A 13,830-nucleotide genomic window follows, 5' to 3' on the forward strand; every position below is an offset into this window, starting at 1 on the left:
CCCCCATTGTGACCCGCGGGACGCGGACACCGCTGCCCCGCCGCGGGACTTCGACTCGCCGCCGGCGGACCTCAGCTCGCTGTGGCGGGCGTCGAGGCGGCGGCCGCCTTGCAGCTGTCCTGCTCGGCCATCGCCTTGCCGACGTCGCCCTCTTCCAGCGTCTTCAGCGCGTCGTTGCCGCTCTGGCTCAGCTTGTCCAGTTCGGTGGCGATGTCCTTGAGGCCGTCGGCGAACTTCGCCTGGTCCTTGATGTTGAGCGCGTCGACCTGCTTCCTGAGGCCGGCGTACGACAACGCGATGCCGTTGAGCTCCGTGACGGCGTTCTGCTGCTTCTTGGCGCCGTTGTCGACGTTCGGCGCCCCGGCCTTGTTCACGGCGGTGCCGATCGCCTTGTAGGCGTCGGACATGGCCTGGAACGCCTCGGCGTCGGTCTTCCGCACCGCTTCCGGCGTGCTGTTGTCCGAGGTCTCCTTCTGGATCGCGGCATTGGCGGCCTCGATCTTCTTGGCCTGCGGCTGCACCGCGTCGCAGACCTGCTTGGCCCAGGCATCCAGCTTGTCGTTGTTGTCGTCGCCGCTACTGCATGACGACAACGCCAGTACCAGTACCGCACCGCCGGACAGTGCGGCCGCGAGCTTCTTGTTCACCGGATTGGTCCCTTCCATGGCTCTCGGCCCCGGAACATACACGCCATGTGGGCTACATCCGCGAGTCGAACATCCACTAAGACCATTATTCACACCATTTGCACCAAGCGAGAGAAGGCTCACGGCGAGGGCGTACGCACGCACGAGGCGGGCGGGCGACGCGTCAGCACGCGCCGTCCGCCCGCCCCTTGAGCAGAGCGTCGTAAGACGGCCTACGAAACCACCGCGGTACCAGCCGAGTTGGACACCCGCTCGGCCTTGTCCTCCTCCCCCACGGCGATCCCGCGCCGTTTGGAGACGTAGACGGCGCCCGCGATCACCAGGAACGCGAGGACGGAAACCATGATCCGCACTCCGATGCTCTTGTCGTCGCCGTAGCTGAACTTGATGACCGCCGGTGCGATCAGCAGCGCCACCAGGTTCATCACCTTCAGCAGCGGGTTGATCGCGGGACCGGCGGTGTCCTTGAAGGGGTCGCCGACCGTGTCACCGATCACCGTCGCGGCATGGGCCTCGCTGCCCTTGCCGCCGTGGTGGCCGTCCTCCACGAGTTTCTTCGCGTTGTCCCACGCACCGCCGGAGTTGGCCAGGAACACGGCCATCAGCGTGCCGGTGCCGATCGCGCCCGCCAGGAACGAGCCCAGCGCGCCGACACCGAGCGTGAACCCGATGAAGATGGGCGCCAGAACGGCGAGCAGGCCGGGCGTGGCGAGCTCGCGCAGGGCGTCCCTGGTGCAGATGTCGACGACCTTGCCGTACTCCGGCGTCTCGCTGTAGTCCATGATCCCGGGCTTCTCACGGAACTGCCGCCGCACCTCGTAGACCACGGAACCCGCCGACCGCGCCACGGCGTTGATCGCGAGCCCCGAGAAGAGGAACACGACCGCCGCGCCGGCGATGAGACCGACGAGGTTGTTGGGCTGCGAGATGTCCATCATCAGCGTCATCGGCGCGCCCGGTCCGCTGAGTTTCTCGCCGACGTCCTGTGCGCCGGTCGTGATCGCATCGCGGTACGACCCGAAGAGCGCCGACGCCGCGAGGACCGCGGTGGCGATGGCGATGCCCTTGGTGATGGCCTTGGTGGTGTTGCCGACGGCGTCCAGGTTGGTGAGCACCTGCGCGCCGGCGCCCTCGACGTCCCCGGACATCTCGGCGATGCCCTGGGCGTTGTCGGAGACCGGTCCGAAGGTGTCCATGGCGACGATCACGCCGACCGTGGTGAGCAGGCCGGTGCCGGCCAGAGCCACGGCGAACAGCGCCAGCATGATCGACGTACCGCCGAGCAGGAACGCCCCGTACACACCGAGTCCGATCAACAGGGCGGTGTAGACGGCCGATTCCAGACCGATGGAGATACCGGCGAGGACGACGGTGGCCGCGCCGGTCAGCGAACTCTTGCCGATGTCCCGCACCGGACGGCGGGTCGTCTCGGTGAAGTAGCCCGTCAGTTGCTGGATCAACGCGGCCAGCACGATGCCGATCGCGACGGCGATGAGCGCGAGGATCCGCGGATCGCCGTCCTTGGCCTTGATCGCCGCGTCGGTGACGCCGTCGAGGTCGGCGTACGTGCCGGGCAGATACACGAAGACGGCCACGGCCACCAGCACGAGCGAGATCACCGCGGAGATGAAGAATCCCCGGTTGATCGCGGTCATGCCACTGCGGTCGGACCGCCTGGGCGCCACGGCGAAGATGCCGACCATGGCGGTGAGCACGCCGATCGCGGGTACGAGCAGCGGGAACGCGAGCCCGGAGTCGCCGAAGGCCGCCTTGCCGAGGATCAGCGCGGCGACCAGGGTCACGGCGTACGACTCGAAAAGGTCGGCCGCCATGCCCGCGCAGTCGCCGACGTTGTCGCCCACGTTGTCGGCGATGGTCGCGGCGTTGCGCGGGTCGTCCTCCGGAATGCCCTTCTCGACCTTGCCGACCAGGTCGGCGCCGACGTCGGCGGCCTTGGTGAAGATGCCGCCGCCGACACGCATGAACATGGCGATCAGGGCGGCCCCGAGGCCAAAGCCCTCGAGCACCTTCGGCGCGTCGGCCGCGTACACCAGCACCACACAGGAGGCGCCCAGCAGACCGAGCCCCACCGTGAACATGCCGACGACGCCGCCCGTACGGAAAGCGATCTTCATTGCTTTGTGTGAGACGGCGGTGAGATCTTTCTCCGGCTCGCCCTCCGCCGGGGTCGCTTCACGCGCCGCGGCGGCGACGCGCACATTGCTGCGCACGGCGAGCCACATGCCGATATAGCCGGTGGCTGCCGAGAATCCCGCGCCGATCAGGAAGAACACCGAGCGTCCGGCGCGCTGATTCCAGTCGTCCGCGGGCAGCAGCATGAGCAGGAAGAACACGACCACGGCGAATACGCCGAGCGTGCGCAGTTGCCGGGCCAGATAGGCGTTCGCGCCTTCCTGGATCGCCGTCGCGATCTTCTTCATGCTGTCGGTGCCCTCGCCCGCCGCGAGCACCTGGCGTACCAGGATGCCCGCGACCACGAGCGCCGCCAGCGCCACAAGGGCGATGACCATCACCATGACGCGGTTGCCGTCGGTCAGTACTGCGGCTGCGAAGGTTGTGGGGTGATCGAACTGCTGAGGGGTAGAAAGCCCCGCCATTCGTCCTCCTTGACGCTTGGGCTGAGCTCAAGATGTGGACGGATTGTAGGTAGCGGAACCTGATCAAAACAGTACGCGGGAATCGGAATTAGCCTTCGCATGCCCCGCAGCAAATGATCGACATCGCGCGATCACGCCCAAAAGGAGTAACGCCCCGAAGGCATTGACGCTTGATCGAATTATCGGGGGATTGATCGTGAATTCCTTCACGAATTCACCGGCGCCGGGCGGTGCGGCCGCACGGAAAACGCCAAGGGCCCTGCTCAGCAGGGCCCTTGGCGATACGAGAGTGGCGTCGGCGACGTCAGGAAAGCACCGCGACCGGTGGTGTGGTCGGCCACGTCATACGGATCAGTCCGCCGTGCTCGCCGGCGGAGACCTCCACGTCGTCGACCAGTCCGCTGATGACCGCGAGGCCCATTTCGTCCTCCTCGGTTTCCGCGTCGGTCTCCCCGTCCGCGACGCCGGAGCCCCGCTCGCCGGGGACCGCGTGCGGCGCCTCGTCGCCGACCTCGATGGAGAACTGCTTCTCCTCCTCGATCAGCAGCACCATCACCGGCGCGGTGATCCCGCCGATCTGGTGCAGCCCGACGGCGCGAGAACACGCCTCACCGACGGCGAGTCGGACCTCGTCGAGGACGGCCTCGTCCACTCCGGCCCTGCGCGCCACCGCTGCCGCCACCAGTCGGGCGGTCCTGACGTGCTCGGGCAGCGCGCTGAAGCGGAGTTCAACGGTGGCCATGCATCCCCCTCGCAACTACGGGCGTGCTGTCGGGAGACCGGGCCGTCGAAAGCCCCGGGCCCCCTCACTCATTGCTGACAGCCCGGGCGGGACTGTGTCCGCCCGGGCCGGTGGTCAGTCGGTGGCTTCCACCGCTTCCTCGACCGAGGTGTGGATCGGGAACACCTTGGTGAGGCCGGTGATACGGAAGATCTTGAGAATGCGCTCCTGGTTGCAGACCAGGCGCAACGAGCCCTCGTGGGCACGCACCCGCTTGAGTCCTCCCACCAGCACGCCGAGCCCGGTGGAGTCGAGGAAGTCCACGCCCTCCATGTCGACGACAAGGTGGAAATTGCCGTCGTTCACCAGCTCGACCAGCTGTTCGCGCAACTTGGGCGCGGTATATACGTCGATTTCGCCACCGACCCTGACGATCGTGCGATCGCCGATGGTCTCGGTCGACAGGGACAGGTCCACGGATCCTCCAGCACCTTGCTATCGAGCGGTCGCCCGTTGGGACACCTCGGCAGAGCCCCCTGGACGGTTCGCCAGCCGCGATGGCATTCAATCACTTACGGCAGGCGTGCACGACGCCTTGGTCCCATTGTCCGTCACGCCAGTGACACACTCGGTGCCGATGGCCAAGAATCACCGATCCGATCGATCCCCGGCGGACCCCGTGTCCCGCCGCTCGCCGGGCGAGATCCTGGACCGGCTCGCCACGGGGCCGAGCCGGGCTTCGCGCATCACTCATACGGAGCACTTGCCCCCACGTGCGGGCCGCCATGCCGTCTGGCCTGATCGGATTCGCCCGGAGGTCATCGCCGCGGTGCAGGCCTGCGGCATCGAACACCCCTGGGCCCACCAGGCACGCGCCGCCGAGCACGCCCTGGACGGCGACTCCGTGGTCGTCGCGACCGGCACGGCGTCCGGCAAGTCGCTCGCCTATCTCGTCCCGGTCCTCTCGACGCTCCTGGACGGCTCCGAGGCCCCGAACGGACGCGGCGCCACCGCCCTGTACCTGGCGCCCACGAAGGCCCTCGCGGCAGATCAGTGCCGCTCAGTGAAGGAACTTTCACAACCGCTGGGCAATTCGGTACGCCCCGCCGTGTACGACGGCGATACTCCGTTCGAGGAGCGGGAGTGGGTGCGCCAGTACGCCAACTACGTCCTCACCAACCCCGACATGCTGCACCGCGGCATACTTCCGTCCCACCCTCGCTGGTCCTCCTTCCTGAAGTCGCTGAAGTACGTCGTCATCGACGAGTGCCACACCTATCGCGGAGTCTTCGGCTCCCACGTCGCCCAGGTACTGCGCCGCCTGCGCCGCCTCTGCGCCCGGTACGGCGCCTCTCCCGTCTTCCTGCTGGCCTCCGCCACCGCCGCGGAGCCCTCGGTGGCCGCCCGCCGCCTCACCGGGCTCCCGGTGGTGGAGGTCGCCGACGACGCCTCACCTCGCGGCGAACTGGTGTTCGCCCTGTGGGAGCCTCCGCTCACCGAGATGCAGGGCGAGAAGGGAGCCCCGGTCCGCCGCACCGCCACCGCCGAGACCGCCGACCTGCTGACCGACCTCGCCGTCCAGGGCGTCCGCACGGTCGCCTTCGTACGCTCCCGGCGTGGCGCCGAGCTGATCTCGGTGATCACCCAGGAACGGCTGGCCGAGATCGACCGTTCACTCGCGCGGCGTGTCGCGGCGTACCGCGGCGGCTACCTCCCCGAGGAACGCCGCGCCCTGGAACAAGCGCTGCACTCCGGCGAACTCCTGGGCCTCGCCGCCACCACCGCGCTCGAACTCGGCATCGACGTCTCCGGCCTCGACGCCGTACTGATCGCCGGCTACCCGGGCACGCGCGCCTCCCTGTGGCAGCAGGCGGGCCGGGCGGGACGGTCCGGCCAGGGTGCCCTCGCCGTCCTGATCGCCCGTGACGATCCGCTGGACACCTTCCTCGTCCATCACCCCGAGGCCCTGTTCGACCAGCCCGTGGAGTCCACGGTCCTCGATCCCGACAACCCGTACGTCCTCGCCCCCCACCTGTGCGCGGCGGCCGCGGAGCTGCCCCTGGTGGACGAGGACCTGGAGCTCTTCGGCCCCGCCAGCGTGGAGCTGCTCCCCCAGCTCGAGGCCGCGAAGCTGCTACGCCGCCGGACGAAGGCCTGGCACTGGACCCGCCGGGAACGGGCCGCCGACCTGACCGACATCCGCGGCGGGGGCGGACAGCCGGTCCGGATCGTCGAGGCCGGCACGGGCCGGCTGCTGGGCACGGTCGACGAGGGCGCCGCCCACACGACCGTCCACGAGGGCGCGGTGCACCTGCATCAGGGCCGTACGTACCTGGTGCGCTCCCTCGACCTGGAGGACTCGGTCGCCCTGGTCGAGCAGGCGAGCCCGTCGTATTCGACGGTGGCCCGCGACACGACGTCGATCACCGTCCTGGAGACGGACACCGAGATCCCCTGGGGCAGCGGCCGCCTCTGCTACGGCTCCGTCGAGGTCACCAACCAAGTGGTCTCCTTCCTGCGTCGGCGTCTCATCACCGGCGAAGTGCTCGGCGAGACGAAACTCGATCTCCCGCCCCGAACGCTCCGCACCCGCGCCGTGTGGTGGACGGTCACCGAGGACCAGCTGGACGAGGCCCGGATCAACCCCGAGATCCTCGGTGGCGCCCTGCACGCCGCCGAGCACGCGTCGATCGGCATGCTGCCCCTGTTCGCCACGTGCGACCGCTGGGACATCGGCGGCGTGTCGATCCCCCTGCACCCCGACACCCTCCTCCCGACGGTCTTCGTCTACGACGGCCATCCCGGCGGCGCCGGCTTCGCGGAGCGGGCCTTCCACACGGCCCGCGCCTGGCTGACGGCCACCCGCCAGGCCATCGCGTCCTGCGAGTGCGACGCCGGCTGCCCTTCCTGCATCCAGTCCCCCAAGTGCGGCAACGGCAACGACCCACTGCACAAACGGGGGGCGGTACGGCTGCTCACGGTGCTCCTGCGGGGGGCGCCGGAGGAGAAGCCCGCGGAGGAGGCGGACGGCGGGCCGGCGGTGGCGGAGCGGACGCCGTAAGGCCAGCCTCCGGCGCCGAATCCGCAGCATCCGCCGACGGGGCCCGACCTGTGGCACCAGACGGGCCGGGCGGTGGGATCGACCCTCCGGGGCCCGCGAGTCCCGGAGGCCTCGCACGTCCCGAACGCCCCCCGAGCCCTGGTGGTCTCGCAAGCTCCGCAGACCCCGCGAGCTCTCCGGACCCGGCAAGGCCCGCGTGCTCAGGCCCCGGAAGCCCCGGAAGCCCCGGAAGCCCGGCCAGCCCCGGAGGCCCCGCAGACCCCGGAGGCCCCGCTCGTGCCCTGACCTCGGCCACGAACGGTCCCTGTCCCGACGCCACTGTCACATCGGAGACCTCGCCCACGACCACGCACCGCACGAGACGCGCACCCTGGGCTCCGGTCACCCTGTCGGCCCGGGCGCAGGCGGCCGTGCCGCCCTCCGCCCAGTGGTCCGCCGCCGCGAGCGCCGCGAGATCCGCCCCGCCCGCCGCCCGGTGCCGGGTCACGACGGCCTGCCCCAGTGCGAGTACGACGCCGAACACGACGCACAGCACACCGATCGCCCCGATACTCCAGACGGTGGCGGAACCCCGGTCGGAACGCAGAGCGAGCGCATGTCCCCGGCCGGGTGCGAACCCACCGCCGACGCCCGCTCGACGGCGAAGCACGGACCGCAGCCCGGCAGCGGCCCCGCACCCCGCACGGTGTCGGCGGCCTGTGGCCAACCCCGACCCGCCTGCCCCCCGAACCGACACACCCGCGCCGGATCCTGTCCCACACTCGGCAGCGACCCGACAGCCCACACCGTGCCGCCAGCGCGTGGCCAACCCCGACCCCCCTGCCCACCAAGCCGACGTACCCGCGTCGGATCCTGGCCCCCGGTCGGCAGCGCCCCCGCAGCTCGAAGGGTCGCCTCGCATCACCCCGCCTCCGTCCCTTCCACCGTCTCCTCCGCCAAGGCCACGGCTTCTTCCCTCACCTCGAAGGGCAGGCCGTGCAGCACAGGCGGTCTCGCCACCACCGCCACGCGGACCTGGTCCCCCTCCCGGCTGACCGTGACCTTCGCTCCGCGCGGCGCCACCTCACGGGTCACACTGACCACCGCATCGGTCGGGTCCTGGCGGGCTGCAACGCGGGCGCCCGTCCGCGCCGCGTCCACGCACTGGATTTGGGCACCGATCACGAGCAGCCCCCACACCAGCGCCATCGCGAACATCACGAGTACGGGCAGCACCACGGCCGACTCCGCCGTCACGAACCCGCTGTCCGTCCCGCGCTCACGCCCCCGCATCGAGGGCCCGTTTCACGATGCCCTGCAACTCCGCGGTGACCTCCCCGCTGGTGACCACCTTGTAGAGGATCACGGCGAACGCCACCGCCGCGACGATCCCCATCGCGTACTCGGAGGTGACCATTCCCGCATCCCTCCGCGCCGTACGCACCCTGCACACCACGGCACGCATCCGCGCCCGAACCGCCTTGCACATCTCAACCCCCGTTGGGATCAGTACTGCTCGCTCTGTTCTGTCTCGATGACTGCTGACTGCTCAGTGCCGACCGCTCACTGCTCGTTCCCGGCGACCGGCCGTTGTGCCGCGCCCGTCATCCACCACCCCCTCCCAGCACCCCGCCCGCGAGTCCGATGACCACGGGCAGGACGCCGATCGTGATGAACGCGGGCAGGAAGCACAGCCCCACCGGCGCGGTGACCATCACGGCCGCCCGGCGAGCCCGTGCCGTCGCGGTGCGCCCCCAGTCGGCACGGGCGTCCGCGGCCAGCCGGGCGACCGGCCCGGCCGCGGGAAGTCCGGACACGCCGGCCCGTGCCAGCAACCGGGCCAGGGCCTCCGCCCCCGGTATCGAGGCGAGCCTCCGCCACGCCTCGCCCGGTTCGCCGCCGAGCCGCACCTCGGCCGCGCCGCGTGCCAGCCCTTCCCCGACCGGGCCGCCCAGTGCCTCCCCGACGGCCTGCGCCGCGATCACCGGGCCGGCGCCCGCCACGATGCAGGCCGCCAAAAGGTCCGCGGCTAGCGGGAGTTGCCGTGCCGCCTCACGGGCGTCGAACGCCGCCACGGCGTCGGCGGTCCGCTGGCGGCCACGCCATCGCCACAGCCCGACCGCGACGGCCAGCCCCACCACCACACCCACCACCCCGCCGACCAGAACCCACCCGGCGCACACCACTGCTGCCATCGGCGACCACCGCCGGACCTCTTCCCGCATCGCGAACCGCGGTGCGGTGGGTGTCACTTGCACCACCGCCGCCATGTCCACCAGCCGCCTCCGGACCTGCCGGTCACGGCGCATCGCCTCCAGCCACCGGATCAGCCACCCGAGGACCAGCAGCGCCCCCAAGGCCACCCCCAGCCTGTGGACAACCTCCGCGCTCACACCGCCTCCGCTCCCCGCACGATCCGCATCGCCCACCACATCCCCAAGCCCTCCAGCAGGCCGCCGATCAGCAGACAGCCCAGCCCGGGTCCGGTGTGCAGCAGCACATGCAGCGGATCAGCGCCGAGGGCGACCCCGAGCAGCAGGCCCAGGGCCGGCAGCCCCGCGAGCATCACCGCGGTGGAACGGGCGCCCGACAACTGGGCACGCAGGTCGGCCCGCTGGTCCCGTTCGGCACGCAGTGCCCCTTCGAGACGATCCAGTCCGGCCGCGAGGCCCGCGCCCTGGTCCACGGCCACCCGCCAGCAGGCCGCCAGGCCCAACAACCCGTCGGCGCCCGGCTGCCGGGCCGCTCCCGCGAGTGCGCCCGGGACATCGCCTCCGAACCGTGCCGCCGCCAGCACCGCGGCCTGTGCCTCACCGAGGCCTCCGGAGTCGTGCACGGCACTCAGCAGTGCCTCGCCCGGTTGTCGCCCGGCGCGCACTTCCCCGGCGAGCGCTCCGCAGAGTGTGATCACCGCGTCCCCTCGACGCTCCCGCCCTCGCCGCGCCTGAGCGGCCAGCCGCACCCGCCGGAGCAGTGGCACCCCGGCCGCCCCGGCGACGACCGGCAGCACCGATGCACCCAGGACCGCCAGTACGAGCCCGACGGCCAGTGCCCACCACTCGGCCCTCAGCCGCCCACGCAGGCGTCGCAGCCCACCGGCCAACCGGTGCCACGAAGGCGGCCCGGCCCCGACCACGCCGCCTCCCGCGAGCAGCAACTGCACGCGCCGCGAGCCGGAGTGCCGCTCACCCAGCAGCCACACCGCCGCCCCGGCACACACCACGGCAGCGCCCAGCGACGTCTGCCCCAGCGACACCTCTCCCATGGACACCTCACCCATCCTGTTCACCGTCCCTCTCCACCTCGCCGCACCCACACCTGCACCCACACCTCAACTCGCCCGGCACTCCCGCCCCAACGCACGGCCCTCGTCTCCCACCGCACCGCCGCCCCCGCTCCGGAGCAACTCCCGCAGCCGCTCCCACCCCCGCTCGTACGCGAACGCCTCCTCGCCCCATCGCAGCGCCGGCACTGTCCGCACCAGCCCCGACGGGTCCCGCTCCAGCACATGCACCTCGGCGACGCGTCGCAGGCCGGCCCGGTCCCGTGCCAGGTGCAGGACCACCGACAGCGCGGCCGCCAACTGGCTGTGCAGTGCGGCCCGGTCGAGCCCCGCGGCCGTGCCCAGGGCCTCCAGCCGGGTCGGCACGTCGGCCGCGGCGTTCGCGTGCACGGTTCCGCAGCCGCCCTCATGGCCGGTGTTCAACGCGGCGAGCAGATGCACCACTTCGGGACCTCGCACCTCACCCACCACCAGCCGGTCCGGTCGCATCCGCAGCGCCTGGCGCACCAGGTCCTGGAGTGTGACGAGCCCCGCGCCCTCCTGGTTGGCGGGTCTGCTCTCCAGCCGTACGACGTGCGGATGGTCGGGCCGAAGCTCCGCCGAGTCCTCGGCGAGGACGATTCGCTCACCAGGTCCGACGAGCCCCAGCAGGGCGCTCAGCAGAGTCGTCTTCCCGAACCTGAGACAGTGACCCCTCTGGTCCGGCAGACTCGGAGGTATGAGCCCAACTCTCCGCTCCGCCGTCGACGTTGCCGCAGGTGGAAAGACCCGCGCCGTCATCTACGCCCGCATCAGCCAGGACCGCACCGGCGCCGGCCTCGGCGTCGACCGGCAGCGCGAGGACTGCGAGGCCCTCGCGGAACGTAACGGCTGGGACGTCGTCGAGGTGTACGTCGACAACGACATCTCCGCGTTCTCCGGGAAGAAGCGCCCGGCCTACCGGCAGATGCTCGCCGCCCTCGACGAGGGCAAGGCGACCGTCGTCATCGTCTGGCACACCGACCGGCTCACCCGCTCGATCGTCGAACTCGAGGAGTACATCGAGCTGTCCGACCGCCGCGGCATCGCCACGCACACAGTGCAGGCCGGGACGATCGACCTCGCCACGCCGTCCGGGCGGATGACCGCGCGGATCCTCGGCGCCGTCGCCCGCCAGGAGTCCGAGCACAAGGGGCACCGCGTGGCCCGGGCCCGGCAGCAGAAGGCCATGGCCGGCGAATGGGCGGGCGGGGTCCGCCCGTTCGGGTGGGGCGTGCCCACCGGCGAGGTGAAGAAGCGGGTCGACCGGAAGACCGGCGACGAGGGCGAGGTGCCCGAGCTCGACATGATGAAGGCCGTGCCCGAGGAAGCCGAGGCGCTGCGCCTGTGGACAGACACGATCCTGTCCGGCGGGTCGATCCGGTCCCTCGTGAAGTGGTGCGCCGACAAGGGCGTGACGACGAGCCGCGGGAATCCGGTCACGCACAGCGATATGCGGGAGATGCTGATGCGGCCGCGCAACGCGGGCATCGCCGTCTACCGGGGCGAGGAGGTCGGCCGCGGGAAGTGGGAGGCGATCGTCGACGAGGCGAAGTACCGGGCCGTCGTCGCGATCCTGTCCGACCCGGGCCGCACGGTGAACCGTGGTGCGCAGCCGAAGTGGGTGGGGTCGCTCCTGTACGTGTGCGGCCGCGGGGAGTGCGGCGCGGGGATGACGGTCACGCAGTCCGGGGGCCGCCGGTTCCCCAGCTACCGCTGCCCGACCGGGCACGGCGGCGGCCGGCGGGCTGAGGTCGTCGACAAGTACGTTGAGGACACGATCGTCGAGCGGCTGTCACGCGACGACGCGCACGAGCTGTTGCTGCCCGGGCCGGACGAGGTGGATGTGGCCGGCCTGCAGGCGGAGAGTGAGGTCATCCGCCGGCGCATGACGGATCTGGCGGGCCTGTTCGGTGCGGGGCAGCTGGAGCTGGGGCCGTTCACTGAGGGCATGGACACGGCGCGCGGCCAGCTGGAGGGCGTGACGCAGCAGCTGGCCCGGGCGGCGACGCGGGATCCGCTCGTCGACTTGGTGGGGGCGCCGGATGTGCGGAAGGCGTGGAAGGCGCTGGGGCTGGACCGGCAGCGCAACGTGCTGCGGGCACTGGTCGAGGTGACGCTGAAGACGCCCCGCCCGGGCCGCATGCCGGACGGTGGGTACTTCGACTACGAGGCCGTCGTTTTCCAGTGGAAGCGGGGCTCTCGCTGAGCGGCCCTCGGCCGTGTCGCTCCTTGACTACTTAGACATCCCCTTCCATTGACCGTTCTCCTCCTCCGTAGGTGGGTGGCCCGTCTCCTCTTCGACCAGCCTGTGCCACTCCTCGGCCATAAATTGCCCTGCCCAATTTTGGCGCTCTTCAAGGGTGCTTGATGAGGGCTCCGCTTCCTTCTCTGCATCTTCAACCCAGTACTGCCTCATCCCTCTATGAGTCAGGATGTTCACCACTTCCTGATCCATGATCTCGTGCCTCGCCGCTACCTTCAGCAGGGCATTCGCCGCCTCATGAGTACGACGTACAGCGGCGCGTAGCGCCTCTCGCGCGTCTTCCTCGTTCGCTTCGGCATTCTGGTATCGCAGCTTGGCAGCCATCACTTGCATGCCAGCATCGCCTGTCGCCGGCTGGCCCTTGAGGAATTCACCCAGCTCAACACCCAGGGCCACGGCAATTGCGACCAGCTCGTTCAGTCGCCAGGGCCTTTCGCCGCGCTCGATCTTCGCGATCTGGGTTTGCGACAGCCTCACATCGTGATGGCCAGCTGCACGGTGCTCCGCAAGTCGGTCGGCAATCTGCTGTTGCGACACGCCCAACGCTGTTCGGAACTGCTTGAGGTTGAAGCTCGCGAGCGACTCGGTGTCCAACCCGTCGAGGGGATGAGGCGGGTCATAGTCGACTCCGCGCCTCTCCGACACCTCGGCCACCGCCCGCATCATCAGGCTGTCGCTCTCCTCCTGATCGGCTGCAAGTCGGTCCATGTCATCAGGCATCACGTCAGGACTCCTCGGCATAGTTCGTCATGGACTGAAGGTATCAGGCGATTTCCGGGTTGACACCCCCCGCTCTGCGAGTACAGTCAGCTCACGAGCTCAGAATGACCTCACCTTTCCAGTCTGCAACAGACTGACACTGAGGGGCACGGAGCGGCACAGGGCGGCACAAGATCGGGAGGGCGAGGCGATGACAGCGCCTCCGCAGCAGGAGCTAGAAGGGCCCATGACCCGGGGGATGCAGCTCAATGAGTTGCTGAATCTGCCCGTCATGGTCGACCTGGAGACGTCCAATCGGGCGTTCCTCTTGGGGCGTACCAAGGGATTCAGCCTGGCCAAGAAGGGCGAATATCCCTGCCACGTCATTCGTGTGGGGCGCACCTACCGGGTCAGTCGAGCCGCATTGCTTCGCGCGCTCGACATCGATCCCAACGAGAGCGGCGCCGGGTCTAGCCACCCGACGCCGCCTTGCGAGAACGACCCTCACCACCAGCGCTAACTAGCAAGACGGCGGCAC

At 70.2% G+C, this 13,830-nt stretch carries 12 protein-coding genes and 2 pseudogenes; 3 read left to right on the top strand and 11 right to left on the bottom strand.

Annotation, left to right across the window (positions count from 1 at the left end; translation table 11 throughout):
- Window positions 1-71: 71 nt before the first annotated feature.
- From OG985_RS21640 to bldG, 4 genes are all read right to left on the bottom strand, one after another.
- Window positions 72-665: a small secreted protein gene (locus tag OG985_RS21640; protein WP_371669987.1), complete on the bottom strand. Its 594-nt coding sequence runs from the start codon at window positions 663-665 to the stop codon at window positions 72-74.
- Window positions 666-859: 194 nt separating this feature from the next.
- Entirely contained in the window at window positions 860-3,265 is a 2,406-nt protein-coding gene (locus OG985_RS21645) for a sodium-translocating pyrophosphatase (protein WP_371669988.1), read from the bottom strand.
- Window positions 3,266-3,569: 304 nt separating this feature from the next.
- Complete coding sequence (locus tag OG985_RS21650) at window positions 3,570-4,007, bottom strand: ATP-binding protein (protein ID WP_371669989.1); 438 nt, start codon at window positions 4,005-4,007, stop codon at window positions 3,570-3,572.
- A gap of 114 nt (window positions 4,008-4,121) precedes the next feature.
- Complete coding sequence (bldG, locus tag OG985_RS21655; protein WP_356037354.1) at window positions 4,122-4,463, bottom strand: anti-sigma factor antagonist BldG; 342 nt, start codon at window positions 4,461-4,463, stop codon at window positions 4,122-4,124.
- A 160-nt stretch (window positions 4,464-4,623) separates the two neighbouring features.
- On the opposite strand from bldG, the gene OG985_RS21660 reads away from it, so the two are divergent.
- The gene (locus tag OG985_RS21660; RefSeq protein WP_371669990.1) at window positions 4,624-7,047 is read left to right on the top strand and encodes a DEAD/DEAH box helicase; all 2,424 of its coding nucleotides are present in this window, start codon (window positions 4,624-4,626) and stop codon (window positions 7,045-7,047) included.
- A gap of 244 nt (window positions 7,048-7,291) precedes the next feature.
- Here the strand turns inward: OG985_RS21660 and OG985_RS21665 are convergent.
- The 6 genes and pseudogenes from OG985_RS21665 to OG985_RS21690 all read right to left on the bottom strand — a co-directional run.
- Window positions 7,292-7,633: pseudogene (locus tag OG985_RS21665) on the bottom strand (Rv3654c family TadE-like protein); the annotation flags it as partial.
- A gap of 314 nt (window positions 7,634-7,947) precedes the next feature.
- Entirely contained in the window at window positions 7,948-8,319 is a 372-nt protein-coding gene (locus OG985_RS21670) for a TadE family type IV pilus minor pilin (RefSeq protein ID WP_371669991.1), read from the bottom strand.
- On the bottom strand, window positions 8,306-8,515 hold the full coding sequence (locus tag OG985_RS21675) for a DUF4244 domain-containing protein (RefSeq protein WP_371669992.1): 210 nt from the start codon (window positions 8,513-8,515) through the stop codon (window positions 8,306-8,308). Before OG985_RS21675 ends, OG985_RS21670 begins: the two co-directional genes overlap by 14 nt.
- A gap of 115 nt (window positions 8,516-8,630) precedes the next feature.
- Window positions 8,631-9,419 carry a type II secretion system F family protein gene (locus OG985_RS21680; RefSeq protein ID WP_371669993.1) on the bottom strand — a complete coding sequence of 263 codons (789 nt, stop codon included), beginning with the start codon at window positions 9,417-9,419 and terminating at the stop codon, window positions 8,631-8,633.
- Complete coding sequence (locus tag OG985_RS21685) at window positions 9,416-10,306, bottom strand: type II secretion system F family protein (RefSeq protein WP_371669994.1); 891 nt, start codon at window positions 10,304-10,306, stop codon at window positions 9,416-9,418. Before OG985_RS21685 ends, OG985_RS21680 begins: the two co-directional genes overlap by 4 nt.
- A 51-nt stretch (window positions 10,307-10,357) precedes the next feature.
- A pseudogene (locus OG985_RS21690) lies at window positions 10,358-11,089 on the bottom strand (ATPase, T2SS/T4P/T4SS family); the annotation flags it as partial.
- On the opposite strand from OG985_RS21690, the gene OG985_RS21695 reads away from it, so the two are divergent.
- Window positions 11,028-12,536 (top strand): recombinase family protein, encoded by a 1,509-nt coding sequence (locus OG985_RS21695; RefSeq protein ID WP_371669995.1) that lies wholly within the window; start codon window positions 11,028-11,030, stop codon window positions 12,534-12,536. The pseudogene OG985_RS21690 and the gene OG985_RS21695 overlap by 62 nt on opposite strands.
- 27 nt (window positions 12,537-12,563) lie before the next feature.
- Here OG985_RS21695 and OG985_RS21700 read toward each other — a convergent pair whose 3' ends face one another.
- On the bottom strand, window positions 12,564-13,313 hold the full coding sequence (locus OG985_RS21700) for a helix-turn-helix domain-containing protein (protein WP_371669996.1): 750 nt from the start codon (window positions 13,311-13,313) through the stop codon (window positions 12,564-12,566).
- A gap of 238 nt (window positions 13,314-13,551) precedes the next feature.
- Between OG985_RS21700 and OG985_RS21705 the strand changes: the two genes are divergently transcribed.
- Window positions 13,552-13,812 carry an integrase gene (locus OG985_RS21705; protein ID WP_371669997.1) on the top strand — a complete coding sequence of 87 codons (261 nt, stop codon included), beginning with the start codon at window positions 13,552-13,554 and terminating at the stop codon, window positions 13,810-13,812.
- Window positions 13,813-13,830 lie beyond the last annotated feature (18 nt).

The organism is Streptomyces sp. NBC_00289, assembly GCF_041435115.1.
Classification (GTDB): Bacteria; Actinomycetota; Actinomycetes; order Streptomycetales; family Streptomycetaceae; genus Streptomyces.